This is a genomic window from Luteibacter aegosomatis, from assembly GCF_023078455.1.
In the GTDB taxonomy this organism is placed as follows: Bacteria; Pseudomonadota; Gammaproteobacteria; order Xanthomonadales; family Rhodanobacteraceae; genus Luteibacter; species Luteibacter aegosomatis.
In genome coordinates this window covers 1,679,542-1,702,561 of sequence record NZ_CP095740.1, presented here as the reverse complement: position 1 = coordinate 1,702,561, position 23,020 = coordinate 1,679,542, and the positions used below count along the sequence as shown (strand labels likewise).

At 60.3% G+C, this 23,020-nt stretch carries 26 protein-coding genes; 12 read left to right on the top strand and 14 right to left on the bottom strand.

The window, feature by feature from the left end; translation table 11 throughout:
• Nucleotides 1–132 precede the first annotated feature (132 nt).
• Entirely contained in the window at nt 133–1,026 is an 894-nt protein-coding gene (locus tag L2Y94_RS07935; protein WP_247374179.1) for a LysR family transcriptional regulator, read from the bottom strand.
• A 134-nt stretch (nt 1,027–1,160) separates the two neighbouring features.
• Here L2Y94_RS07935 and L2Y94_RS07930 point away from each other — a divergent pair, with 134 nt between their 5' ends.
• The 5 genes from L2Y94_RS07930 to L2Y94_RS07910 all read left to right on the top strand — a co-directional run bounded on the left by L2Y94_RS07930 (nt 1,161) and on the right by L2Y94_RS07910 (nt 4,880).
• The gene (locus L2Y94_RS07930) at nt 1,161–1,901 is read left to right on the top strand and encodes an SDR family oxidoreductase (RefSeq protein WP_230344955.1); all 741 of its coding nucleotides are present in this window, start codon (nt 1,161–1,163) and stop codon (nt 1,899–1,901) included.
• Between the two features lie 55 nt (nt 1,902–1,956).
• Nucleotides 1,957–2,853, top strand: coding sequence for an SDR family oxidoreductase (locus tag L2Y94_RS07925; RefSeq protein WP_247374177.1), 897 nt, complete (start codon nt 1,957–1,959; stop codon nt 2,851–2,853).
• 98 nt (nt 2,854–2,951) lie between these two features.
• A complete protein-coding gene (locus L2Y94_RS07920; protein WP_247374176.1) occupies nt 2,952–3,443 on the top strand; it encodes a DUF1097 domain-containing protein in 492 nt (163 codons plus the stop codon).
• A 255-nt stretch (nt 3,444–3,698) separates the two neighbouring features.
• On the top strand, nt 3,699–4,328 hold the full coding sequence (locus L2Y94_RS07915) for a LysE family translocator (protein ID WP_247374175.1): 630 nt from the start codon (nt 3,699–3,701) through the stop codon (nt 4,326–4,328).
• Nucleotides 4,329–4,349: 21 nt separating this feature from the next.
• Entirely contained in the window at nt 4,350–4,880 is a 531-nt protein-coding gene (locus L2Y94_RS07910; RefSeq protein WP_247374174.1) for a hypothetical protein, read from the top strand.
• Nucleotides 4,881–4,960: 80 nt separating this feature from the next.
• On the opposite strand, the gene L2Y94_RS07905 is transcribed toward L2Y94_RS07910, so the two are convergent.
• The 5 genes from L2Y94_RS07905 to L2Y94_RS07885 all read right to left on the bottom strand — a co-directional run bounded on the left by L2Y94_RS07905 (nt 4,961) and on the right by L2Y94_RS07885 (nt 9,193).
• Nucleotides 4,961–5,941 (bottom strand): aldo/keto reductase, encoded by a 981-nt coding sequence (locus L2Y94_RS07905; protein ID WP_247374173.1) that lies wholly within the window; start codon nt 5,939–5,941, stop codon nt 4,961–4,963.
• Between the two features lie 268 nt (nt 5,942–6,209).
• Nucleotides 6,210–7,343, bottom strand: a complete 1,134-nt coding sequence (locus L2Y94_RS07900; protein WP_247374172.1) for an NADH:flavin oxidoreductase/NADH oxidase — start codon at nt 7,341–7,343, stop codon at nt 6,210–6,212.
• 39 nt (nt 7,344–7,382) lie between these two features.
• The gene (locus tag L2Y94_RS07895; RefSeq protein WP_247374171.1) at nt 7,383–7,730 is read right to left on the bottom strand and encodes a putative quinol monooxygenase; all 348 of its coding nucleotides are present in this window, start codon (nt 7,728–7,730) and stop codon (nt 7,383–7,385) included.
• A gap of 122 nt (nt 7,731–7,852) precedes the next feature.
• Nucleotides 7,853–8,317 (bottom strand): putative quinol monooxygenase, encoded by a 465-nt coding sequence (locus L2Y94_RS07890; protein WP_247374170.1) that lies wholly within the window; start codon nt 8,315–8,317, stop codon nt 7,853–7,855.
• Between the two features lie 102 nt (nt 8,318–8,419).
• Complete coding sequence (locus L2Y94_RS07885) at nt 8,420–9,193, bottom strand: SDR family NAD(P)-dependent oxidoreductase (protein WP_247374169.1); 774 nt, start codon at nt 9,191–9,193, stop codon at nt 8,420–8,422.
• Nucleotides 9,194–9,334: 141 nt separating this feature from the next.
• Between L2Y94_RS07885 and L2Y94_RS07880 the strand changes: the two genes are divergently transcribed.
• Both L2Y94_RS07880 and L2Y94_RS07875 read left to right on the top strand, forming a co-directional pair.
• Nucleotides 9,335–10,216 carry a LysR family transcriptional regulator gene (locus tag L2Y94_RS07880; protein ID WP_247374168.1) on the top strand — a complete coding sequence of 294 codons (882 nt, stop codon included), beginning with the start codon at nt 9,335–9,337 and terminating at the stop codon, nt 10,214–10,216.
• A gap of 124 nt (nt 10,217–10,340) precedes the next feature.
• Entirely contained in the window at nt 10,341–11,261 is a 921-nt protein-coding gene (locus tag L2Y94_RS07875; RefSeq protein WP_247374167.1) for a LysR family transcriptional regulator, read from the top strand.
• 282 nt (nt 11,262–11,543) lie between these two features.
• Here L2Y94_RS07875 and L2Y94_RS07870 read toward each other — a convergent pair whose 3' ends face one another.
• The 3 genes from L2Y94_RS07870 to L2Y94_RS07865 form a co-directional block, all read right to left on the bottom strand.
• Nucleotides 11,544–12,683, bottom strand: a complete 1,140-nt coding sequence (locus tag L2Y94_RS07870) for an NAD(P)H-dependent flavin oxidoreductase (protein ID WP_247374166.1) — start codon at nt 12,681–12,683, stop codon at nt 11,544–11,546.
• A 537-nt stretch (nt 12,684–13,220) separates the two neighbouring features.
• The gene (locus L2Y94_RS21405) at nt 13,221–13,448 is read right to left on the bottom strand and encodes an aldehyde dehydrogenase family protein (RefSeq protein WP_425602444.1); all 228 of its coding nucleotides are present in this window, start codon (nt 13,446–13,448) and stop codon (nt 13,221–13,223) included.
• A 51-nt stretch (nt 13,449–13,499) separates the two neighbouring features.
• The gene (locus L2Y94_RS07865; RefSeq protein ID WP_247374165.1) at nt 13,500–14,348 is read right to left on the bottom strand and encodes an SDR family NAD(P)-dependent oxidoreductase; all 849 of its coding nucleotides are present in this window, start codon (nt 14,346–14,348) and stop codon (nt 13,500–13,502) included.
• Between the two features lie 424 nt (nt 14,349–14,772).
• On the opposite strand from L2Y94_RS07865, the gene L2Y94_RS07860 reads away from it, so the two are divergent.
• The 5 genes from L2Y94_RS07860 to L2Y94_RS07840 all read left to right on the top strand — a co-directional run bounded on the left by L2Y94_RS07860 (nt 14,773) and on the right by L2Y94_RS07840 (nt 18,219).
• On the top strand, nt 14,773–15,426 hold the full coding sequence (locus tag L2Y94_RS07860; RefSeq protein WP_247374164.1) for an NAD(P)H-dependent oxidoreductase: 654 nt from the start codon (nt 14,773–14,775) through the stop codon (nt 15,424–15,426).
• A gap of 10 nt (nt 15,427–15,436) precedes the next feature.
• Complete coding sequence (locus tag L2Y94_RS07855; RefSeq protein ID WP_247374163.1) at nt 15,437–15,997, top strand: flavin reductase family protein; 561 nt, start codon at nt 15,437–15,439, stop codon at nt 15,995–15,997.
• Between the two features lie 26 nt (nt 15,998–16,023).
• On the top strand, nt 16,024–16,284 hold the full coding sequence (locus L2Y94_RS07850) for a DUF6506 family protein (RefSeq protein WP_247374162.1): 261 nt from the start codon (nt 16,024–16,026) through the stop codon (nt 16,282–16,284).
• 57 nt (nt 16,285–16,341) lie between these two features.
• On the top strand, nt 16,342–17,397 hold the full coding sequence (locus L2Y94_RS07845; protein ID WP_247374161.1) for an aldo/keto reductase: 1,056 nt from the start codon (nt 16,342–16,344) through the stop codon (nt 17,395–17,397).
• Between the two features lie 87 nt (nt 17,398–17,484).
• Complete coding sequence (locus tag L2Y94_RS07840; protein ID WP_247374160.1) at nt 17,485–18,219, top strand: SDR family NAD(P)-dependent oxidoreductase; 735 nt, start codon at nt 17,485–17,487, stop codon at nt 18,217–18,219.
• A 157-nt stretch (nt 18,220–18,376) separates the two neighbouring features.
• Here the strand turns inward: L2Y94_RS07840 and L2Y94_RS07835 are convergent, their stop codons facing one another.
• The 5 genes from L2Y94_RS07835 to parA all read right to left on the bottom strand — a co-directional run bounded on the left by L2Y94_RS07835 (nt 18,377) and on the right by parA (nt 22,853).
• Nucleotides 18,377–20,359, bottom strand: coding sequence for a relaxase/mobilization nuclease domain-containing protein (locus tag L2Y94_RS07835; protein WP_247374159.1), 1,983 nt, complete (start codon nt 20,357–20,359; stop codon nt 18,377–18,379).
• A 448-nt stretch (nt 20,360–20,807) separates the two neighbouring features.
• Nucleotides 20,808–21,407 (bottom strand): S26 family signal peptidase, encoded by a 600-nt coding sequence (locus L2Y94_RS07830; RefSeq protein ID WP_247374158.1) that lies wholly within the window; start codon nt 21,405–21,407, stop codon nt 20,808–20,810.
• Nucleotides 21,404–21,949, bottom strand: a complete 546-nt coding sequence (locus L2Y94_RS07825; RefSeq protein WP_247374157.1) for a DUF2840 domain-containing protein — start codon at nt 21,947–21,949, stop codon at nt 21,404–21,406. Before L2Y94_RS07825 ends, L2Y94_RS07830 begins: the two co-directional genes overlap by 4 nt.
• The gene (locus tag L2Y94_RS07820; protein ID WP_247374156.1) at nt 21,946–22,218 is read right to left on the bottom strand and encodes a chromosome partitioning protein ParB; all 273 of its coding nucleotides are present in this window, start codon (nt 22,216–22,218) and stop codon (nt 21,946–21,948) included. The genes L2Y94_RS07825 and L2Y94_RS07820 overlap by 4 nt, the downstream gene beginning before the upstream one ends.
• On the bottom strand, nt 22,215–22,853 hold the full coding sequence (parA, locus tag L2Y94_RS07815; protein ID WP_247374154.1) for a ParA family partition ATPase: 639 nt from the start codon (nt 22,851–22,853) through the stop codon (nt 22,215–22,217). The genes L2Y94_RS07820 and parA overlap by 4 nt, the downstream gene beginning before the upstream one ends.
• Nucleotides 22,854–23,020 lie beyond the last annotated feature (167 nt).

Below are 23,020 nucleotides of genomic sequence, written 5' to 3'. Positions count from 1 at the left end.
ACCGAATGGATCAGGTGAATGGCGGCGACACATTTACCGCCGCGTTGCGATCCCGTGCACCTTCTGCGCTTATGATGGGATTGCCGGGACTTACGTTCACAGATAACAGCCCTTAGAGGCAGGTAGTCAGCATCACACACCAGACCTCTTGAACTCATTGCTAGCCCAGTCGAGGAACACGCGTACGCGTGGCGACAATTGCCGGTTGCGCGGATAGACGAGCGACACAGGCGCCGACGGCGGCGGGCGTTCGCGCAGCACGGCGACGAGGCTACCGCGCTTGAGGTCTTCATCGATATGGAAGCGCGGCATCTGCGCTAGACCGAAACCAAGCCGTGTGCTGGCCAGATAGCTTTCCGGTCCCGTCACCGATAGCGTGGCCGGTAGCGTGATGCTCTCGTGCGCCTCGCCTCCGGTGAACTCGAGCGGCATCAAGCTGCCACTCGAAATCAGGCGGATGCCCACCATACGATGCCCGGCGAGGGAAGCAACATCGGTCGGCGTGCCGAACTTCTTCAGATAGCCGGGCGTGGCGCAGGTCACGCGTTCCAGCATTGCCACCTGCCGCGCAACGAGATCGCTGTCCGGCAGCCTGCCGTAGCGCAGCGCGCAATCCATACCTTCCTGCACCAGATCGATCCACCGGTCGCTTTCGCTCATCGAGAGTTCGATGTCCGGATAGTGTTCGAAAAACGATGGCAAGCCGGGCATGAGAAAGTGGCGAGCAAGAGTACCCTGTACTTCGACACGCAACTGCCCCTTGGGTTGCGCGCCAAGAAAGGCTCCTTCCGCGTCCTCCAGGTCGTCCAGGATGCGGACGCATCGCTGGTGAAAAGCCTCACCGTCAAGCGTCGGACGCACCACGCGTGTGGTCCTCTGTAGCAGCCGCACACCCAGCCTAGCCTCCATCTCGGCGACTACTTTCGTTGCTGTCGAGCGAGGGATTTCCAAGTCGTTTGCCGCCAACGTGAAGCTGCGCCGCTCCACGATGCGCACAAAGAGCCTTAGTGCATCCAAACGATCCATGACGTGTTCCCCAGATTATCCATTGTTCGCTCTCAAGAAATAGTGATGTGCACTTTACATCGATTATCTCTGGCCGGGGAGATCGCATAGTTCTTCTAACGCCGCGATCCCCGCGGCCTGAAAGGAGAACTTCCATGACTACCCCTCAAGAGAAAATTGCCCTAGTGACGGGCGCTTCGCGTGGCATCGGTGCGGCCATTGCCCGACGTCTGGCCGCGGATGGCTTCACCGTCGTTGTCAACTACGCCGGCAATGCAACCGAGGCCGAACAAGTGGTCGCCGATATCGAGAAGTCCGGCGGACGCGCGATCAGTGCCCAGGCCGATGTCAGCGACGCGGCCGCCGTGTCACGCCTGTTCGACGGTGCCGAAGCGGCCTACGGCGGCATCGACGTTCTCGTCAATAACGCCGGCATTATGAAGCTCGCGCCGCTTGCCGATAGCGATGACGCGTTGTTCGATAGCCAAGTCGCTGTCAACCTGAAAGGCACCTTCAACACGTTGCGCCTCGCATCGCGCCGCCTGCGCGATGGCGGCCGGATCATCAACTTCTCCACCAGCGTAATCGGGTTGAGGCTGGAGAACTATGGCGTCTATGCCGCGACCAAAGCTGCCGTGGAGACGCTGACCGCCATCCTGTCGAAGGAGCTGCGCGGCCGTTCGATTACGGTCAACGCCGTGGCGCCTGGTCCGACCGCGACCGATCTGTTTCTTCACGGCAAGTCCCCTGAATTGATCGAGCGCATGTCGAAGATGAACCCGCTGGAACGCTTGGGTACGCCGGATGACATCGCACATGCGGTGGCCTTCCTGGCCAGTCCGGCCGGCGGCTGGATCAACGGCCAGGTTCTGCGCGCAAACGGCGGGATGGTCTGACAACGGGTTCCCCCCCCCACCCGAATTCATAGTCTTTCCTATCAGGAGAACCTTCATGAGCAAGATCATCCTCATCACCGGCGCTTCCAGCGGCTTCGGCCGCCTGACTGCCGAAGCGCTGGCTCGCGCCGGCCATACCGTCTATGCCTCGATGCGCAACACCGCCGGCCGCAATGCCGCGGTGGTCGAACAGATGTCCGCCTTCTCGAAGGAAAATGGCGTGGACTTGCGCACGGTCGAACTGGACGTGCAATCGCAGGACTCGGCAGACGCCGCCGTGGCGCGCATCATCGCCGAGTCCGGTCGCATCGACGTGCTGATGCACAATGCTGGCCACATGGTGTTCGGTCCGGCCGAAGCCTTCACGCCCGAGCAGTATGCACAGCTCTACGACGTCAACGTGCTGAGCACCCAGCGCGTCAACCGCGCCGTGCTGCCGCACCTGCGCCGACAGCGTGATGGGCTGCTGATATGGGTATCGAGCAGCAGTTCGGCCGGCGGCACGCCCCCTTATCTGGCACCTTACTTCGGTGCCAAGGCGGCGATGGATGCGATCGCCGTGCAGTACGCGCGCGAACTGTCGCGTTGGGGCATCGAGACCTCGATCATCGTGCCCGGTGCCTTCACCAGCGGCACCAACCATTTCGCCCATACCGGCACGCCAGCCGATGCGGCGCGCGCGGCCGAGTACGAGGCCGGTCCGTACGCGGGCTTTGGCGAACAGGTGCAGAAGGTCTTTGCCGAGATCGTGCCGGCGGATGCCGATGCGGGCCTGGTGGCCGAAGCGATCGTCAAGGTCGTCGATACGCCGTTCGGCAAGCGTCCGTTCCGCGTGCACATCGATCCGACCCAGGACGGCGCAGACGTCGGATTCACCGTGCTGGACCGCGTGCGTGCCGAGATGTTGCACCGAGTAGGACTTTCCGACCTGCTCAAGCCGCGGACCAATTGAACGATCCAACCCCGAATGGGTTCGCCGATCGCTGTTGCCTTCCTTGGGTGCGCGACCGATGACTTGCCCAATGAATCCATTCTGCCTTGGAGCTTCCCATGAGCCACGCTCGCCAATCTCCCACTTCTTTCATCATCACAACTCTCGTTGCCGCTGTCACGGCCGCCGTCGCGGCAGCGAGCAGTGCGGCACTTTCGCTGCCCGTCTGGGCCATGTTCATCGGCTGGATTGCATTCTTCACGCGCGGCATGAATACGCGAAGCGCCTTTGAAAATCTCGCTTGCGTCGGACTGGGCCTGACGATTGGTGCGATTGCGGCATTCAGCCTGCCGCACGTGGGATCTATCGTTGGGCCACGCTTGGCACTGCCTGTCGTAGTGTTTGTCGTCGCACTGCTCGTGGTTGCCATGCGCGGCATGCCAATCCTAAACAATCTGCTGGGCTACTTCCTCGGCCTGGTCGCGTGGTTCGCCGCACACCTGGAACCGTCCGCCGAAAGCCTGGCGCATCTCCTGGGCGCTAGCACGATCGGCTCGGCGGCGGGATGGGTCTCGCACTACATGCCAGCCAGAATCGTGAGGCCATCCTAATGGCCGCGGCCATCGGGAAAATATTCAGTATGCCTTCGGCAAGCGGTTGCTTCGCTTGCACATCGATCCTGCTTAGGACGGTGCGGACTCGGGCTTCGCGCTATTTGGCCTCGTCCGCTCATAGAACTGCATCGGATTGGACTGTTCGACCTGTTCAAGCCGCGCCTCAATACGTAATAAGCCATCAACCACGCCACCTCAAAAGTGGGCGTGGCTGACGATCGGTATCGACAAACCCTGCTTTGGAGCACAGCCATGCCATCCGTCGACACGTTGTTGCCCTTTGCCGGCATCTCGCTGCTGCTGGCGCTCACACCAGGGCCGGACAATCTATTCGTCCTCGTCCAATCCGCCCGCTACGGCGTGCGCTCCGGTCTTGCCACCGTATTGGGCCTATGTACGGGCCTGATGGCCCACACTGCTCTGGTGGCCGCGGGACTTGGCGCCGTTCTGACGGCCTCGCTCACGGCCTTCACCATTCTCAAGGCCCTCGGTGCCGCGTATCTCGCCTTCCTCGCGTGGCAGGCGTTTCGCGCACCGGTGGGCGCCGCCGAGACATCGAAGCTGGAACTGCATTCCATATGGCAAGCGTATGCCAAGGGTGTCGCCATGAACCTGAGCAATCCTAAGGTGATCATGTTTTTCCTGGCCTTTCTGCCGCAGTTCGTTACCGCCGAGCGGGGCCAAGTCACGCTGCAAATCGCCGTGCTGGGGCTGGTTTTTGCCGTTGCAGCCCTCGCAGTCTTCGCTGGCATCGCATGGACAGCCGGCGCAGTCGGTCAGACGTTCATGCGCTCGACCAGGCTGCAGCGCTGTTTGAACTGGTTCGCAGGAACAGTATTCCTCGCACTGGCAGTTAAGCTCGCCGTGACCTCGCGTCGCTGAAGCCCCATAAGACGTTCAATCATGATGCGCCGCTCTCTCGCGATCTTGCTTTCCCTGCTCACGGCCGGGTGTGCGCTGTCCGTGGCACCGTGCCACACCACCCAGGCCACCTCCACGATGAAGCCCTCCGTCACCTACTTGCACCTCTTGCGTCATACCCCGTTCTTCACGTCACTCAACACATCGCAATTACGCTGGACAATCGACCATTCTCGCGAATGGGAGACCGACCCAGGAACAGTCATCGCATCCGGACCAGGAGATTCTTCGATGACCGATGACTCGATCTGGATATTGCTCGACGGACGCTGGCAGTTGGAGGAGAACGGCCGCTCGCACCCGGCCGGCCATGCCGATCCAGGAAAGTGGTTCAGTGCGAACGAAGCCAGCGGCACTTGGCGGCTAGTCACGACTGAACACAGCTACGTTATGCGGATCACCCGCGAGGACATGGACATTATGTTGGCAAAGAACTTCACATTCGACTCGCATCTGCGCGATGGCAAAGCCTACTACAGGATGTTGTTCGGGCCGGCGGCGCCCCGCCCATAGATCCCAGCAGCCACAGGCCGCACAGTAGCCAGATGGCAGAATTCATGTCCTTAGCTAGTTGTCTCGTCCCCGCTCGTAAATTACCTGATCACCGTAATGCCGCTGACTTCATGAGGTGTATATGGCGCCTCCAAGTCCTTGATCTCTTCATCGGTCAGTTTCACCGACAGCGCAGCGATGGCATCCACCAAGTGTTGCGCGCGGGTGGCGCCAATGATCGGTCCCGTGACACCCGGTTTCTGGAGTAGCCAGGCGAGCGCGACCTGAGCTCGAGGAATTCCGCGTGCCTGCGCGATTGCCCCGACTCTCTCAACGATCTGAGCGTCGCTTTCGACATAGAGTGATCGTCCGATCTTGTCGGTCTCCAGTCGACTGGTGGTCTCATCCCATGCCCGAGTGAGGCGACCGCGCGCCAAGGGACTCCATGGGATTACCGCCAGCTCCTGGTCGCGGCAGAACGGCAGCATTTCGCGCTCCTCCTCGCGGTACAACAGGTTCAGGTGATTCTGCATGCTGACGAAGGGCGTCCATCCATTGAGGCGAGAAGTGTAGATTGCCTTGGCAAATTGCCATGTCGCCATGGAAGATGCCCCAATGTATCGAGCTTTACCTGCTTTCACCACATCGTGCAGTGCCTCCAGCGTTTCTTCGATCGGTGTATCGAAATCCCAGCGATGGATCTGGTACAGATCCACGTAATCAGTGCCCAGCCGTCGCAGGCTGTTGTCGATCTCCGCGAATATCGCCTTACGTGACAGTCCGGCACCGTTCGGGCCGGCGTGCATGCGCATGAATACCTTCGTTGCCAGTACGATCTCGTCGCGCCGAGCGTAGTCCTTGATCGCCCGACCAACGATTTCCTCCGACGTACCGTCGGAGTAGGCATTCGCCGTATCCAGAAAATTTATGCCAGCCTCCAGCGCTTGTTTAATGATCTCCCGACTGGCGGCTTCGTCCAGCGTCCAGGCGTGATCGCCGCGCGAAGCATCGCCAAAGCTCATGCAGCCGAGCACCAAGCGCGACACATCCATTCCCGTCCTTCCGAATTTCACGTACTCCATATCTGTATCCTTAAAGATGTGTGGCGCCTTAGATGACTAGTCAGGCCGTGCCTGGGCGCCAGGGATTGATCAAGCGCAGTTCCCGAAAGGAGCGCGCGAAAAGTGCTCAAAGACTTCACGCACCAGATAGACCGAGTGGACATGATCCGCTCCCGGACGAATGCGGTGTCCGTCTAGGAACGTTTCATGCAATCGACGGGACGGCAGCGCAGCCACGATACTTCGCAAGGTAGTACTCGCCTCGGCCGTGGTGCGCTCATGCCGTTGTTCACGACCGCCCACTGAATGTCTGGATCTGTACCGACCGCCCCTGAAGCCACCAGGCAACCTGTGTGGGCCACGAGGCAAATGGGGCTTTGGGATCAACAGTGCCAAGTTCGGCTTCGGCATGTAGAGCGAAGTTCGGATCGGCCAGCGCCTCTCGGCCGATCGCGACAAGATCTGCCTGGCCGCTTTCCACGATAGCTTCCGCTTGACGACCATTGACGATCAGACCGACCGCAGCGGTGCCGATGCCTACTTCGCTGCGCACCTTCTGAGCATAGGGAACCTGGTAGCCATAGCTCGACGGGTACTCGTAGCGCGGGGCGATACCTCCCGACGAGCAGTCGACGATGTCCACGCTGAGCGCTTTGAGACGATGGGCGAAGACTATCGTGTCCTCGATAGACATGCCCTCACGTAGGCCATCGACGGCAGAGACCCGCACGAAGAGCGGCTTATCCTGCGGCCAGATCGCCCGCACTGCCTGTACGACCTCCAAGGGAAAACGCATTCTGCCTTCGAGGTCGCCGCCGTACTCATCCTTTCGATCGTTGGTCACGGGCGACAGAAAACTGTTGAGCAGGTAGCCGTGCGCGCAATGCACCTCGATCACATCGAAGCCGGCTGCGTCGGCACGTCGCGCCGCGTCGACGAAAGCCTGTTTAACCTCGGCCATTGTTGCGCTTGTCAAAGCCGTAGGCTTTAACCAGCCATCGGCATACGGCTTGTTGGAGGCAGAGACCACCGGCCACGGCTGCTCGCCGCGCTGGAAGTCGCTGTCATCGAGGGCGCCGTTACCTTGCCAAGGTCGCTGGCTGGCCGCCTTCGGTCCGGCATGCGCGATCTGGATGCCTGCCACGGCACCGTACATCTTGAGCGCCTCCGCAATGCGCCGCAGGCCGGGGATGTGATCGTCCGACCAGAGGCCGAGATCGCCATGGGTGATACGGCCCTCGGGAACGATCGCCGTCGCTTCGACCATGATCAGGCCAAAGCCCCCCATGGCGAATCGCCCGAGATTGATGAGGTGATGATCGTTAACATAACCCCCCTGCGCCGAGTATTGGCACATCGGGGAAACGACCAAACGGTTGCGCAGTGTCACGTCGCGCAGCGCAACAGGTTCAAAGAGCTTCACTTTTCCGATCCTTTTTAATGAGGTTTTAAGTTGCGCTGGTTATCCGGCGATATTGGTGACCATTGAGCAACGGCGCAGATCCATTTCACCTTCCAGCACTTCGGGAAGTGCCGCGACGAATGCCTTCATGTAGGGCTGCTCGAAATGCAACGTCAGATCGGCTTCTGCCTTCCAGTTTTCGTAAAGCACCCAGACATCCGGATCGTCATTCGAACGATGCAGGTCGTAATTGATGTTGCCAGCCTCGGCACGCGAGGGTTCGACCAGGGCGCCGAGACGGCGTCCCAGTTCGTCACCGAGACCAGGCTTGGCCCGAATAAATGCGATGAGCGTGAGTTGTACGCCGTATGCCGGCGCCGGCGTGGTGAGGGTGGATTGTGCGGTCATGATTTTCTTCCGAATCAGGGGAGTTACGCTGCGGGCCGACCAGGTAGCGGCATCCTGCAGCCCTTAGTCAGGGCAAAGCGCGTGGGCATATCCAGCACTCGCGTTTGCGCTCGCCCCTGCGCTCAACGGCAATCGGCGACCGAGGTGGGGTCCGTCGTCACGGGCGCTGGGCGCGGCGCCGGGGCGAGGTCGGCGACGAAGTGCAGGCCGCCCGCGCCTTCCGTGAGCGGACGCGCCAGGTTCCGCTCGAACATCGCAAAGAGCGCCTTGGTATAGGGACGCTCGAAGTGGCTGTCCAGAGCCTCCTTGTTGCGCCAGATTTCGTAGAGAACATAGCTACGCTCGGCGCCGAGGACCTTATGGACATTGAAAGTCACGTTGCCAGGCTCTAGGCGGGAGCAAGTGACTGAGCGCTGGAAAACCTTCTCGAACTCAGCTTCGGCGCCCGGCTTCACGTCGAAGTTGACGACGAGGGCAACTTCGCCGGTAGGCCCTGCCTTGATATCAAGGGCCAACGCGCTTTGCGACGAAATGATTGCCGTTGCGGCGACGAAAGCGCCCAGGATGTACTTCTTGAAGTGATTCATCAGATTCTCCTAAAAGGTTTGTGTATTCAGCGGCTTATCCCGGAACGGGATGACGTTGTAATCGGGATAAGCACCGTCGGATGTCTGGCAGGTCGTCTTCGATCAGGCGATCGAATAACCGGCGTCGACCAGCAGGCCGTGGCCCGACACGAACGACGCATCATCGGAAGCAAGGAACGCCACCACGGTCGCCACCTCTTCCGGCAAGCCTGCCCGACCGGGGACGGTCGAGGCCGCGAAAGCGTCCTTCGCTTCAGTGCTCGGCCAGATGCGGTCCTGGAACGGCGTGTCGATGATTCCGGGATTAACGGCGTTGACGCGCACACCTTGCTTGAACAGTTCGATCGATGCGGTCTTGGTCAGCCCTAGTACTGCATGCTTGCTGGCGATGTAGAGACCGGCGTTGGCAAAGCCGATCACGCCGCCCATCGACGCGTTATTGATGATGGTGCCGCCGCCTTGAGCCAGCATGGCCTTCGCCTCGTGCTTCATCGACCAGAAGACGCCACGGACGTTGGCATTGAAGATCGTGTCGTAGACCTCGTTCGACTGCTCCACGAACGGTGTGAACTCGCCTTCGGTACCAGCATTGTTGAAAGCGACGTCGATCCGGCCATAGGCCGAGATCGTCTTGGCGACCAGATCAATCACGTCCTGCTCGATGTTGATGTCGGCAACAGCGGCCGTCACTTCACCACCTTCGTTCCGGATCTCGGCGGCGAGCGCTTCGATTTCAGGATGACGGCGCGCACTGACGACCACTTTGGCACCACGGCGAGCGAGCTCGATGGCGGTAGCTCGGCCGATGCCGGAACTTGCACCGGTGATCAACGCGACCTTCCCGGAAAGCGTCCGGGGCGAGATTTGAATGCTCATTTTTTTCTCCAGATTCAAATGGTTAGACCGTTAAGAAGCGAAATACAGGATTCCTTCTCCTTTCTTTGACGGTATTCTGGAGCGTTCGATTGATATGATAAAGTAGCCAATACTTGTTACGATGATGAATGAGGCTCAACAATGGAGAACGCAGAACTCGCCGAGTTGGCCGTATTTGCGTCAGTCGCAAGGCACCTGAGCTTCCGCCAAGCAGCTACGGAACGGGGGACGTCCGCTTCGGCGGTAAGTCATTCGATACGCAGCCTCGAGGGCCGCGTGGGCGTGCGTCTTTTTCATCGCACCACGCGTAGCGTGTCTCTGACGGAAGCGGGCGAAGCGCTGCATGCCCGGTTGCAGCCAGCACTAGCTGACATGCGGAGCGCCCTGGATGGGTTGAACTCGTTCCGTGCCACACCGTTTGGCACTATCAGGTTAAATGTTCCAAACTCGATCGCGCCCTATGTGTTGGGGGATGCAATGGAACTCTTGGCCGCCAACTCTGGGCTGAAGCTGGAAGTCGTTGCCACCGACGCACTAGTCGATATCGTGCAGGAAGGTTTCGATGCAGGTATTCGCTTCGGTGAGCGTCTGTCGCAGGACATGATCGCGGTGCGAATCAAACCAAAGTTCCGATTTACCGTCGTCGGTTCACCAAGCTACTTCGAGAGGAAGCCACCTCCCATGGCACCTCACGATCTGCATGGCCATGATTGCATTCGATATGCTTTTCCGAGCGGGACCACCTTCAACTGGGAGTTCGCCAGGGACGGCGAGATAGTGAAGGTCGAGGTCGCTGGTCCCCTGACGGTCGATAGCCAGGAATTGATGGCGGATGCGGCGGCAAGGGGGCTGGGCCTCGCATACATTTGGGAGGATCGCGCCGCGCCGTATCTGCACGATGGCCGACTGCGCCGCTGCCTCGAAGATTGGTGCACCGTCGACGAAAGCGTGTTTCTCTATTTCCCCAGCCGCAAACATCAATCAGCGGGGCTTAGAGCGTTGGTTGAGATCATGAAGGCGTGAGGTAACACCAGATTCGATCGGCAAATGCAGGAGTCGATACCGCGAGATGGATCAGTTCCAGCAATCTAATGGAATAGAGTGACGCAGATCACCTTGTTTCGTTCTAGAAAAAAGCGAGAGATGGATGGAATTTATTCAATTAATGCGTGTGTTCTCGAAATTGGCAGAGCTCGGAAGTTTCACAAAGGTCTCCGATGCGATGGAAATTGGTCGCCCTCAAGTGACGGTTGCCATTCAAGAGCTTGAAGCGAAGCTTGGCGTCCGACTTTTCCAGAGAACGACAAGAAAGGTCAGCCTCACCCAAGAGGGCGAGAGTTTTTACCAACGAGCCGAAGAGATTCTTCGAAGCGTATCAGAGATTTCGACGATGTTCGGTACTTCCGGAGCACCGCCCACAGGTAGGGTGCGCTTAAACATATCTGCCGCACTCGCACAGCAGAAGTTCATAGATTTATTAATGCAATTTCACAAAATTCACCCTGGTATTGAGCTCATCCTGGGGGTCACTGACCGTGCGGTCGATTTGATTTCTGAAGGGGTGGACTGCGCATTAAGGATCGGCGATCTACGAGACTCCAGCATGGTGGCGCGGAAGATCGGCAACGCGGTGATGGTGACTTGTGCGTCGCCAAGCTACCTTGCGGAGTTCGGAAGCCCTAGTTCAATCGAGGATCTTCCGAGCCATCGAAGCGTAAGTTTCGTGTCTGGTATGAGCAACCGCCCGTTGCCATGGCACTTCAGCATTAATGGAGAAGATCGTACCTATACCGGCCGTGGAAGCATAAGCGCCAACGAGTCGAAAGCGTATATTCGGTGTGGTTTAGCGGGATTCGGCATTATCCAAGCCCCCGGCGTAGCCGTCGATGAACATCTTGCCAGTGGGGCACTAGTTTCGATTCTTGAGGATATTAAACCTGCGCCCCGCCCTATATCGCTTATCTATCCGACACGCAGCCATTTAGCACCTCACATTCAAATTTTCTTCGAATGGCTAGTGGAGAGATTTGTGAGCATCGACGATACTTGGATAGAAAGCCAAACTTAGCCGCCCTGGCACTCTTAGACTTGTTCTCGCGACATCCATTGCAGAAAGGGTCTCCAGCTCAAAGCGATGACTGGCGCGGCTACTAGGGTTTGATTTATATACGCTATGCAGCATCTATCATCCGCTGCTGAGGTTTCCCAAGAAGCACTCCCTTTGATGACTTAACATCCAAACCCCTTTGTCCCGCCTCCTAGCGAGTGCGGTAGAAGACGGGGTGAAAATTTCGCAGCTCCAGTAATGCGGAACGTCAGATCGGATAATTCGCCTTAAGAGGCGGATGAGTTATACGGCTAGCTCATCCACCACTTCGGCAACAGTCTTGATGCGACGAATGTTTCCAATACCTGTTCCGAGCGAAATATAGCCGTCGTCAGTATTGCCTTCCAGCATACCAATTCGCAAACCACGCAGCCCGCCCATCAGCTTGCCAAGCTCTTCGTTGCTGGCGCCCGCTTTATCCAACTCTACTAATTTATGCGCCAGTTTTCCGGGCAGGGATCGGTAGTAATCAGGCATTGTGCGGAAGAGAAGCAAATCAAGCCCGTTGGAAGAGACAATCTTGTCCTTTACGGATTGAGGAACGCGGCTTTCCACGGTGCTAATAAACGCGGAGCCCACGGAAACGCCACTAGCACCCAAGGCGTGCGCTGCCCGCGCCGTGCGCTTATCGGAAATTCCACCGGCGGCCAACACGGGTACATCTCTTGCCGCATCGACGATCAGTGGAACAATAGAGAAGGTGCCCAGGGCCGTGCCAGGCAGAGTACCACCTTCGTCAAAACCAGTAGCGACAATAATATCAGCACCAGCATTCTCGGCGAGTCGAGTGTTTTCTGGCGTAGGGTTAAGGTCGCGGTAGATGATTTTGATCCCCGCCTCCTTCAACTCATCAAACAATTTGGGAATTACCGCTCCTTCTCCATAGCCGGTGTATAGGGTCGCTTTGACACCCTCTTCCTTCATCACTTTCAGGATATGCGGAGTCCAAATGTCGTTCTCCGGCGTCGGGATCAAGTTAACGCCAAACGGCTTATCCGTGAGCGCTTTTGTTTTTCTGATTTCGTCGCGCATCTTTTCGGCGGTCTCCTCCGGTGTCGATACTGCGGTCTCGGCAGTTAGCCCTGCGTTGGGGCCAAGAACTCCCAGGCCACCAGCATTACCAACAGCCGCGACTAAACGCGCGTCAGTCAGCCAAGAGAGAGGAGCCTGAATAACCGGCTTTTTGATTCCGAGGATTTTACAGATGCGATTGATATGCATGACGCCGTTCCAGTGTAGATTAAGTAAAAGCAAAAAATTGGGCGTTTCGGATGATCGATGAGCCTTGAACGAGAGGCTACGCCAAGTGGAGACGGAAAAAATTAGCCCGTCGGATAAAACACTGTTATTGATTTTCTTAACAAGCGGCTTCTCGATATCCAAGACGATCTTTTCTTCTTTCGACTGAACATGCTTGGGGTGCAAGCGGCCCTGATGCGTCTTGAGTAAGTCATTTCTGACGAAATGAAATCTAGATAGGAGAACCTCTGCCGAGAAGTGCCCAGCACGTCAGCACGCTCAAATATGGCAACCCGCGCGGCCTGCCCGGTTGGGACGGCCTTCGTGCCGTATCAGCAAGTCTGGAAGGTACGGGCGGGGGATGACCGCTGGCCCGCAACGCCGCTGGCGCTCACGTTGCGGTACGCGGTCTACAATCCGCATAAGCTGGCGTGGTCGGTCAAAAGCACACGTGTGTCTGCGGAGACTGTGTGAAAAAAATACCCGCCGCGAGGGGCTGCGGCGGGTTCGATAACGGCAGCACCCTGCGGATCTATCCGTGGTTGCCGCCATCTATACATCAGGTCTGCCAGCGGACTTCAGGAAGTCCCTATAGACCGAATCACCTGTCGGAACGGGTAAGTTCCCTTGTTGTGCAGGATCGTGACCCAGTGGTCTCGTGTTAGTTCATGGAGAATCCACTCACCACCGAAGCGCCCAAGACCACTGTTCTTTTCGCCGCCAAAGGCGGCCTGAGCGTGAATCGTCAACACTATGATCGTTGATGTGCGTCATTCCTGCTTCGACGCCCAGCGCGAACCGGACTCCTCGATCTTGGTCGTGGGAGAACACTGCGGACGATAATCCGAATTGGAGATGGGCTGGCGCTAGAGATAACGCCGCATCTTCAGCGGTCTTTGGGATGGGCATATTCCCCTTTGACTGGCCAATAGGCCTGCCCGCCCCCCGTATGCACCGCACTTAATCAGGGAAATCAGTTGCGTCAGATACTTCGCGCCAGGCCGTTAGATCCTTTTCCACTGCTGCCAATTTCTGGAATGCAAGATCGTTTGCAATCTTTCCCGCGAACAGATGCAGGGGGGGCTCAGCCGCACCTGCGGCTTGGATGATCAAAGAAGCGAGCTTGTTCGGGTCGCCCGCTTGCTTCCCGGCCATTTCATCCAGATGCACGTCGAGCAATGTTTGTGCGGCGGTATATTCCCGGATGCTGTGCTGTGCGACTACTAGCGAACCGGACGACAGGAACTCGGTACGAACAGGCCCCGGATAGACCAAGGTTGCCTTGATACCGAATTCCGCGACTTCGGCCGCGAGAGCTTCCGTAAGTCCTGCAAGTGCGAATTTGGTAGCCGCGTAGATTCCCCACCCTGCATACCCGCCCTGAAAGCCGGCAATCGAACCGACATTGAAGACGTGTCCGCTGCATTGCTGACGCATATGAGGCAACACGTGGCGGAGGACATGGGCTGGTGCAAAGACGTTCACTTCAAAGTTACGACGCAGTTCTTCGTCGGATATCCCCTCTATGGTGCCCTGCAGACCATAGCCTGCGTTGTTGACGACCACATCAATTCGCCCGAATTGGGCGATGGCTTGAGCGACACAAGCCTGCACGCTGCGCTCATCGATGAGATCGACTTGTACGGGCAAAAACGTATCGGATGCAGGCCCAATCAGATCGACGAGCGAGGTCAATGTACGCGACGTAGCGACCACGTTGGCGCCGCTTTTCAGAAGCTCGCGCACAAGCGCCAGACCGATGCCCTTTGAAGCGCCGGTGACAAGCCATGTTTTCTCGTTCTTACTCATGATGATCCTCTAAGCGGATGGATAAAAGCGATGCAAGTCGCAATGGTCATCGTGCGGCAGTTTCGCTGCTGGCCGCACTCGCGGGCGAGCTGGTTGATTATCTTCTCCACCACATCCACCGAGCTGCACGATCAGGGATTAATGATGCATAAAAGTCCGAATCTGTCTTAAGAGGCGTACCTGACGCTCTTGGCAGAGGATAGTCTTCACTGGCTTGCTCGCACTGACCTATCTGTTGGGTCAAAATTCGGATTTTTATGCACTAACTATGGAAGAACAGACAGCTCAACTTGGCTGCTTTACCCGATAGTAGACACGGCTCCTGGGGTTGGAGGCATCACATGTCGAGTCCACTTGGACGACTAATGGTGATGCGTCTCCAGCGCACGCTCCGGTTCGACTAATACATCTATCGAGGATTGTTATGAAGCACGCCTTAGTTATTAACGCATTTCAGTTGTATGAGGGATTCTCCAAGGGAGAGCTCAATAAGACGATGGCCAGCATAATCCAAGAAGAGTTGGAGTGTAGGGGCTACGAAGTCCGAACGACGAATATCGAGCAGGGCTACGTCGTACAAGAAGAAGTCGAAAAGCATCTGTGGGCGGACGTAGTCATCCTGCAGACCCCGATCCACTGGTTTGGCGCCCCTTGGATCTACAAGAAGTATGCCGACGAGATATTTACGGCAGGACTGCTGCAGAAAGTTCTGATCGTGAACGATGGTCGTGTCCTGGGCGACCCCTCCAAGCAGTACGGCACTGGCGGCCTGATGCAGGGCAAGAAGTACATGCTGTCCTTGACCTGGAATGCCCCGCGCGCCGCTTTCGACGATGAAGGTCAGTACCTCTTCAAGGGAAAGTCCGTCGATGACGTCATGGTTGCCAACACCGCCAACTACCGGTTCTGCGGCGCAGAGGTCCTCCCTTCCTTCTCGTCCTTCAATGTCATCAAGGACCCGCATGTGGCCGAGGACATCGTGCGACTTCGCGAACACCTAGCACAACTCTTCCCGATCCCCGCAGCGGACGGCGGCGAAGAGACGGCGGCGTGGCAAGCGCAAGCAGCAACGGCCTGAGCAGGGAACCATGATGCGCCGGATCGAAGCGTCCAAGACCTACCGGATACTTGAATCCGGCCCCATCGTCATGGTCTGCACGAACGATGGCGCACGCCCCAACATCATGACCATGGGTTTCCACATGATGGTTCAGCACGCGCCACCGTTGATCGGATGCGTCATCGGCCCTTGGGACCACAGCTTCGGCACGCTCCGCGAGACCGGCGAATGCGTTCTCGCGGTGCCCGGTGCCGACCTGGCACGCACCGTCGTTGACGTCGGCAACTGCAGCGGCGCGGAAGTGGACAAGTTCGAGCACTTCGGCTTGGCCACCTCCAAGCCGGCCAAGATCAAAGCTCCGCTATTGAGCGACTGCCTCTACAACATCGAATGCGTCGTGCACGACGACACACTGGTCGACAAGTACCAGCTCTTCATCCTCGAAGCCGTTGCCGCCTGGTCCAACGATTCGCGCAAGGAACGCCGCTTCCTGCATCACCACGGCGACGGCACGTTCACTGCCGACGGGGAGCGCTTCGATTTGCGAGACCGCATGACGCTTTGGAAGCAATTCCAAGTCGACCTGTAACTGCCTACACCTTTGGAGTTTCGGATATGGACCAGACCAAGTACGCCTTCATCATCAAGGCACCCGGCTACCGCCGGAGCACGCACAAAGCACACATGAAATCGCCGGCATTCGACGCGAAATTCATCGGTGTGGAGGACTTTGACGAAGCGCTGGCTGCCATCGAAGACCTTGCCGGTGCAGGTACGCAGGTTGTCGAACTTTGCGGCGGCTTCTCGGCGCAGGAGGCGACAAAGCTGCGTCGCCGTTTCCCCGACTGCGAGATCGGACACGTGACGTACCCGTAAGAAATCCCACCCTACGGGGAGCTTTTTCATCCACTTCATTCCTATTGGAGATCCATCATGAAATACAAGACTCTAGGCAACACCGGCCTTCTCGTTTCCCAACTGTGTCTCGGCACCATGACGTTCGGTGACGGTAGCGGGATCTACAAGCACATCGGCGCCGCGGGACAGCAAGACGCCGACGATCTCGTCAAGGCCGCGCTGGACGCAGGCGTCAACTTCTTCGATACCGCCGATGTCTACTCCGCCGGCGTCAGCGAACAGGTGCTTGGTCAGGCCTTCAAAAATCTTGGCATCGCACGCAAAGATTTCGTTCTCGCGACCAAGGTGTACAGTCGAATGGGAGAAGGCCGCAACGACGTGGGCGCGTCGCGTGGGCACATCATGGACGCCGTGGAGGCGAGCCTGAAACGCCTGCAGACCGATCATATCGACCTGTACCAGATTCACGCCAACGACACGGTGACGCCGGTGGAGGAAACGCTGCGCGCCCTTGATGACCTGGTTCGGCAAGGCAAAGTCCGCTACATCGGCGTCTCGAACTGGCAAGCCTGGAAGATCGCTCGTTCGCTGGGAACCTCTGAACATCGGAATCTGGCGCGCTTCGAAACGTTGCAGGCCTACTATTCGCTGGCCGGACGAGACCTCGAACGGGAGCTCGGCCCACTGCTGGAAGCGGAAAAGATGGGCCTGCTGGTATGGAGCCCGCTTGCTGGCGGCTTACTCTCGGGCAAATTCACTCGCAACAATCAGAAGCCTGGCGATTCGCGTCGCTCTGAGTTCGACTTCCCGATCGTCAATCGAGATCGCGCCTGGAACATCATTGACGTTCTGCTGCCTATCGCACAAGCCCACGGTTGCAGCCCGGCGCGCGTCGCCTTGGCGTGGCTGCTATCCCGGCCAGTCGTCACCTCGGTGATTATGGGGGCCAAGCGCCTGGACCAACTCCAGGACAACCTCGCAGCTATCGACCTAATTCTGACCGAGGATGAGTTGCGCCAGCTCGATGAAGTCAGCGCACTTCCACCCGAGTACCCGGGCTGGATGTTGAATACCCAGGGTGCCGACAGGCTAGGCCCGGTCGATCTGTGGTCGGCAGCTAGTACTTCCTGAGACCGGTAACGAACATCTCGCCTATATCTTCTGCCGTGTCCGAGTCGCCTGTGGTTCGGGCACGGCTGCAGCAAGGAAATCCAAATCATGACCTCTATACAAGGCAAGACCATTATTGTTACTGGTGCCGCCAATGGCATCGGACGAGCGGAAGCCGATCTGCTCGCGCAGTCGGGTGCGAACGTCGTCTTCACCGACCTAGACGAGGTCAACGGCACATCGGCAGCCGAAGCATTTGGTGGCCACGCAATTTTTGTCCGCCACGATGTTTCCTCCGCGTCGGATTGGGAGCGAGCAATCGCTGCTGCCATTGAGCGCTTCGGCCGCCTGGATGGACTGATCAACAATGCTGGCATCTACCGGCCAGGTTCGCTGGAAGAGACGACCGAGGAGGCCTTCGATAGGCAGGTCGCCGTCAATCAGAAAGGCACCTTTCTCGGCATGAAGTACGCTGCTGCCGAGATGAAGAAGGTGGGAGGCGGAGCGATCGTCAACACCTCGTCGATCTGCGGCATCCGTGGCATCCGTGGGTGTATCGCCTACAACGGTACCAAGTGGGCGATACGCGGCTTGACCAAAACGGCCGCCGCGGAACTCGGTCCATACGGCATCCGCGTCAATGCGATTCTGCCCGGTTTCATCGATACCAGCATCCTCGCCGCCAACCCGCCGGAGATGAATCGGCAGGCGGCCAAGGACGCTGTCCTCAACCGCCTGGGCTCCCCGGGGGACATCGCGTCACTGGCGAGGTACCTGATCTCGGACGAAAGCTCCTTTGTGACCGGTGCGGACTTCTTGGCCGACGGTGGCTACACTCTGTAATGCAGCATCACATCCAGGTCAAGCCTCCGTATCCTTAAGGGCTTGGCCTCAATGTGAGTCGTGACTTCGGAGTGAATCGTCAGAATCTGCCGGATATCTTTGAGGACTCTTGTCTGACATGCCCGGTGTCACCGTATTTCTGACCTCAAGCGGCACTTCAAGAGATACTGGCCCCTCTTTGGCGTCCGAATTCCCATGATACGCCCCTACCGCGCACCGTCGCGGCGACCTGGTGCCCCAGCCGCTGTTCGATCATCGGCTTCCACGGCACAAGGCTGAATCCCATGCCGTCGTCAAGCATGGCGTAACGCCCACTGGCGAGCATGACACTGCGCCGGTAGATGCCGGCCACGCGCTGCCCGTCGGCCACTGGCCGATGCGCCAGACCGGTTTCGGCGGCAATGTTCTTCGCCACCTGCGCCAGTTCCCGATTGCGCAGCGTACCCAGCAGGTTCCGGGCGAGCATCACGCGCTGCCCGCGCCGCTCGGCCAGTCCCTGTTCGGCCAGGAAGTCGGCGCGCTGCTGCATCGCCTGCTTGGCATCGCCACCGAAGCCCAGGTCGCCCAGCCCGCGGCCGCCGCCGATCAGTTTCTGGTCGAGCCATGTAGCGCCTATCACGCGGGTCTGCCGCTCGATGGGCAGGTGCGATTTCAGTTCCACAGCCACGCCGCCCAAGCGCTGCGCATCGTACTGACGGCCACGCTCGGCCAGGTCGTCCGGCACCTTCCATAGCCCCTCTGCCACACGCTCCACGATGCCAGCCCGGCGCAACGCTTCCAGCCGCCGGACGTGGGCGGCAACAACCTCCTGCGGGTCGCGTCCGGGCTTGGCCCGGCCCTGTTCGATGGCCAGGTGGTGATCGGCGCGGTACAGACCATCGCTCGCCAGCGCGGCGATGTTCTTGTCGGCGGCGCGCATGTCGGCCGAACCCTTCACTTCCACTACCGCGCCCGTGGGGTAGTTCGCCAGCTCGTCACGGGCGTTCAGTGCGACGTAGTGGGCCTTCCCGTCCACGCCGTCGATGACCAGATAGCCGCGGTCGTGCAGCTCGTCGGCCAGCCCCTTGGCAGCCACGCGGCCGACGATGGTGCGGCCGTCGTCGCCCGGCTCGAACACCGCCAGCTCGCGCGGCTGGCCGCTCATGGCCCGCTGCATGGTGCGGATGATGTCGCCACGCTCGCCCAAGGCGCGCAAGGTCTTCTCGGCATCGGCATGGATGGCCCAGGAGCCGGGCTGCGTCTCGTCGGCCAGGCCCAAGCGCTGCAAGCGTTGCAGGCGGCCGATCAGCAGCAGGCGCTGGCGCTGCAAGTGCGGTTCGTTGAAGCGTTCGACCCACACTCGGCCGTCGTCGCCGGCCTCGCGCTGCAAGGTGCGATCCAGGCTAGTCCAGCGCTCTTGTTCCACCTCGTGCCCCAAGGTCTGCTGGATCTCCAGTTCGGTGCGCGGCCCCAGCCACTCCGTCGCCAGTTCGGCGGCGCGATGGCGAAAGCCGTGGGCAATGTAGTCGCCCGCGATGATGAGGTCTTTGCCGGTGTCGTCGTGCCCGCGCACGATCAGGTGGGTATGCGGGTTGTCGGTGTTCCAGTGATCGACCGCCACCCAATCCAGCCGCGTGCCCAGGTCAGCTTCCATGCGATCCACCAGATGCCGGGCGTAGGTGCGCAGGTCGTCCAGTTCGGCCCCGTCCTCCGGCGAAACGATGAAGCGGAAATGGTGGCGGTCATCGGCGCAGCGTTCCTTGAAGGCATCGAGGTCGGCGGTGTCGGTCTGCGGCCCGTAGGCTTGGCCCGGCTCGCCGTCGCGGCCCACGCCATCGCGTTCGACGTAGCGCAGGTGCTTGGCGAGCGATTGCGGACTGGCCCGTTGGTGATTGACCAGCAAGGTCTTGATGGTCACGCGCCGCGACATGGGCGTTAGCTTCGCCCCGGCAAAGCGCGCCGCCGTATGGCCGCGACCCAGGCGCGAGCCAGGCCGCTGGCCGGTGCCGGCCGCCCCAGGACGGCGCACCGCCGACTTGCCGCTGCTGGCTTTGCCGGCCTGCTTGAGCACCTTGGAAACGAAGCTCTGGCCCTGGCCCTTGCCCCGGTTCTTCGGGGCGCTGGGGCGCACCCGGAAATCTTCGTCGCAGCGGTCAGTCATGGCCGTTCTCCCTGCAAGCTCTGGCGTGTCCGGTCGTGCGAAGCACGCGGACATGCCTGCATTGGCGCGACTCGCGCGCCGAACGCGGCACGGCGGCGAAGCCGCTCCGTGCCGCGCCACCCCCACGTGCAGACAGGCTTTCGACGCGGCCCGGTGCCGCGTCCTTTTGTCTTGCCTTCCGCCTTTGCCTTCCGCTGTCGCTCCAGGCACCGGCGGCCCGGCGGCGCTGCTGCGTGAGCAGCCAGCGCGCCGGCGAACGCGGCGATGGCCGCAGGCCGGGCGCGTTCGAGGCAAGACGCCTGCACGTAGGACGGCTGCGCCGGAGACAGTGCGAAGTGCGGCGCGGATGCGCTCGCACTGCATGCGCGACGACACGGCAACAGCAGCCGGAACGACATGCACGATGGCACGATGAGATGCACGGCAACGTGCAGCGAATCGGCGGCCATCATGGGCGTGACTCCAGCCAGATCGGACGCGCAACGCCGATCACGGCGGATGCGCTGACCGGGCCGAAATAGCGGCTGTCGAACGATGCCGGATTCGTCACGCTCAACAGGAACAGTTCGCCCGGTTCAAGGCGGCGGCAAAGCTGCAAGGACGGCAGCGCCCGGCCCAGCCGGTCGGCAGGCAGCACGGCGGCCGAAGGCACGCCGTCGATGCGTACCTGACCGGCGACGATGCAGACGTGTTGCGGCGCGACCGCGCCCACACGTTTGAGCAGCGGCACGCGCGTCGGCAGGTAGCCGCGCTGCGCAGCGAGCGCGGCGGCCGTGGCCGGAAGCGGCACCAGCACGATGCTGTCCACGAACAACGGACGTGGCAGCGAGGCGGTGCGCGGATCGAACGGGTCGATGCGATACCAGCCGACCACCACGCTGTCGGACGGGTTGTAGGTCAGACGCGGCAGCGGCGACACGAAAGCCGCCCAGGCCAGCGCAGCGAAGCCGATGGCAGCCAGTGTCGCCACGACGATGCGAGCGCGCAGGAGTGAGCGAGGACGCGGCGTCACGGCGGGCGCGTTGGCCGTGGTGGTCGGGGCTGTCATGGCAGCACCTTCCCGGCCAGCCAGGCGGCGTGCCGCTCGGCGGTGTATTCGGGCAGCGCAAGGCGAGCCGCAAGACGATTGCCCAGCGTGCGCCAGTACGCGGGCGACACGTCGATGGCGGCGATGCCCAGCGCCTCGATGGCGTCGATGCGTTCCAGCACGGCGCGCACGTTGGCATCGCCTTCAGCGTGCAGCAGCAGGCGCGCGCCCGGCTGCACGCCGGGAATGCGCTGTATGGCGTCCAGTGGCGTGCAAACCTGCATCACCATGAGCTGCCAGCGGATCGTGCCATAGTCGTTGGCCTGCCAGCGGATACGGCAGAGCATCGCGCCCGGCAGGAACACCGCGCAGCGTCGCCAGCGGTCGAGCCGCAGCGTGCGCGCCGGTTCTCCGAAGCGCAGATAGAGCTTGAAACGGGACTCGATGTAGGCCAGCGCCACGCGCGTCAGCGGCGCGCTGGCGGATTGGCCGGAAGGCACGATGAATGATGGCTGTGGCGCAGCCTTGGCCGCGCCAGCGGCAGGCGAAGCGGATGCCGTCATGGTGTGTTCTCCCTGTGGTTCTCGGGAAACTCCCGCTCCAGCAGGCCGCGCAGCAGGTCGGCCACGGTCACGCCTTGCGTGAAGGCAGACACCTTGATGCGCGCCCGCATGGCGGGCGTGATGTCGAGGGTCAGGCGCGCGGTGTAGAGGTCGCCCTTGCCCGGCGCATCGGCATCGCCCTGGCGAATCCACGCCTCGGCGTGCGGATTCGCGGGCGAACGTGCGCCGATGCCGACGCGCTTGCCGCGTGGTGGCTGCTTGGCTGTCATGTCGGCCACCGCAGCAGTTCGTCCACCAGGGCCGTGATTTCGCGGGCGGCGGCGCTGTCGGGCGCCGTCTCGCGTGCGAGCCGGCCAGCGGCGACGCTGTCGGCGAACACGATGCGCTGACGCACTTCCGAACGCAGCGCGGGCAGCGGCTGTTCGGCCAGCGATTGCCGCGCCTCGCGCCCGATGATGGTGGTGCTGACGCGCCGGTTGATGACGAAGGCTGCGCGGAGCAGCGGACGGAACACCTGCGCCTCGCGGATCAGCGAAACCATTTCCGAGCTGGCCCAGAGGTCGTAGGGGCTGGGCTGCACGGGGATCAGCACGCGCTCGGCCGCCAGCAGCGCGGAGCGCGCCAGGGCGGCGATGCGCGGTGGCCCATCAATGACGACGTGATCGGCCCGCCTGACGAGTTCTGGCGCTTCCTGATGCAGCGTTTCGCGGGCCAGGCCCACGGCGCTGAACAGCCGTGGCAAGCCTTGCTGGCTGCGGCGCTGCGTCCAGTCCAGCGATGAACCCTGCGGGTCGGCATCCAGCAGGACGACATGCTGGCCGCGCATCGCCAGCTCGCCCGCGATGTGGGTGGCGAGCGTGGTCTTGCCGACACCGCCTTTCTGGTTGAGCAGAGCGAGGATCATGGTGCGGCCCTCCTTGCTGGAAGGCCGGTCTTTCGCTCCTGCGTTTGGTGCCGTTGGGTGGCTGTCCACCGAAACGGCGCGCTTCTACTAAAAGTTATGTATTTACTGTTAGGGAAGTTAAGGGACGCGAAAACCCAATGCTGGCGCGGCTTTGCGGCCGATTTTGT

Excerpts from the sequence above, each read along its gene's own strand:
- L2Y94_RS07935 (WP_247374179.1), bottom strand. The coding sequence starts at position 1,026 with ATGGATCGTTTGGATGCACTAAGGCTCTTTGTGCGCATCGTGGAGCGG.
- L2Y94_RS07930 (WP_230344955.1), top strand. The coding sequence starts at position 1,161 with ATGACTACCCCTCAAGAGAAAATTGCCCTAGTGACGGGCGCTTCGCGT.
- L2Y94_RS07925 (WP_247374177.1), top strand. The coding sequence starts at position 1,957 with ATGAGCAAGATCATCCTCATCACCGGCGCTTCCAGCGGCTTCGGCCGC.
- L2Y94_RS07920 (WP_247374176.1), top strand. The coding sequence starts at position 2,952 with ATGAGCCACGCTCGCCAATCTCCCACTTCTTTCATCATCACAACTCTC.
- L2Y94_RS07915 (WP_247374175.1), top strand. The coding sequence starts at position 3,699 with ATGCCATCCGTCGACACGTTGTTGCCCTTTGCCGGCATCTCGCTGCTG.
- L2Y94_RS07910 (WP_247374174.1), top strand. The coding sequence starts at position 4,350 with ATGATGCGCCGCTCTCTCGCGATCTTGCTTTCCCTGCTCACGGCCGGG.
- L2Y94_RS07905 (WP_247374173.1), bottom strand. The coding sequence starts at position 5,941 with ATGGAGTACGTGAAATTCGGAAGGACGGGAATGGATGTGTCGCGCTTG.
- L2Y94_RS07895 (WP_247374171.1), bottom strand. The coding sequence starts at position 7,730 with ATGACCGCACAATCCACCCTCACCACGCCGGCGCCGGCATACGGCGTA.
- L2Y94_RS07890 (WP_247374170.1), bottom strand. The coding sequence starts at position 8,317 with ATGAATCACTTCAAGAAGTACATCCTGGGCGCTTTCGTCGCCGCAACG.
- L2Y94_RS07885 (WP_247374169.1), bottom strand. The coding sequence starts at position 9,193 with ATGAGCATTCAAATCTCGCCCCGGACGCTTTCCGGGAAGGTCGCGTTG.
- L2Y94_RS07880 (WP_247374168.1), top strand. The coding sequence starts at position 9,335 with ATGGAGAACGCAGAACTCGCCGAGTTGGCCGTATTTGCGTCAGTCGCA.
- L2Y94_RS07875 (WP_247374167.1), top strand. The coding sequence starts at position 10,341 with ATGGAATTTATTCAATTAATGCGTGTGTTCTCGAAATTGGCAGAGCTC.
- L2Y94_RS21405 (WP_425602444.1), bottom strand. The coding sequence starts at position 13,448 with ATGCCCATCCCAAAGACCGCTGAAGATGCGGCGTTATCTCTAGCGCCA.
- L2Y94_RS07865 (WP_247374165.1), bottom strand. The coding sequence starts at position 14,348 with ATGAGTAAGAACGAGAAAACATGGCTTGTCACCGGCGCTTCAAAGGGC.
- L2Y94_RS07860 (WP_247374164.1), top strand. The coding sequence starts at position 14,773 with ATGAAGCACGCCTTAGTTATTAACGCATTTCAGTTGTATGAGGGATTC.
- L2Y94_RS07855 (WP_247374163.1), top strand. The coding sequence starts at position 15,437 with ATGATGCGCCGGATCGAAGCGTCCAAGACCTACCGGATACTTGAATCC.
- L2Y94_RS07850 (WP_247374162.1), top strand. The coding sequence starts at position 16,024 with ATGGACCAGACCAAGTACGCCTTCATCATCAAGGCACCCGGCTACCGC.
- L2Y94_RS07845 (WP_247374161.1), top strand. The coding sequence starts at position 16,342 with ATGAAATACAAGACTCTAGGCAACACCGGCCTTCTCGTTTCCCAACTG.
- L2Y94_RS07840 (WP_247374160.1), top strand. The coding sequence starts at position 17,485 with ATGACCTCTATACAAGGCAAGACCATTATTGTTACTGGTGCCGCCAAT.
- L2Y94_RS07835 (WP_247374159.1), bottom strand. The coding sequence starts at position 20,359 with ATGACTGACCGCTGCGACGAAGATTTCCGGGTGCGCCCCAGCGCCCCG.
- L2Y94_RS07830 (WP_247374158.1), bottom strand. The coding sequence starts at position 21,407 with ATGACAGCCCCGACCACCACGGCCAACGCGCCCGCCGTGACGCCGCGT.
- L2Y94_RS07825 (WP_247374157.1), bottom strand. The coding sequence starts at position 21,949 with ATGACGGCATCCGCTTCGCCTGCCGCTGGCGCGGCCAAGGCTGCGCCA.
- L2Y94_RS07820 (WP_247374156.1), bottom strand. The coding sequence starts at position 22,218 with ATGACAGCCAAGCAGCCACCACGCGGCAAGCGCGTCGGCATCGGCGCA.
- parA (WP_247374154.1), bottom strand. The coding sequence starts at position 22,853 with ATGATCCTCGCTCTGCTCAACCAGAAAGGCGGTGTCGGCAAGACCACG.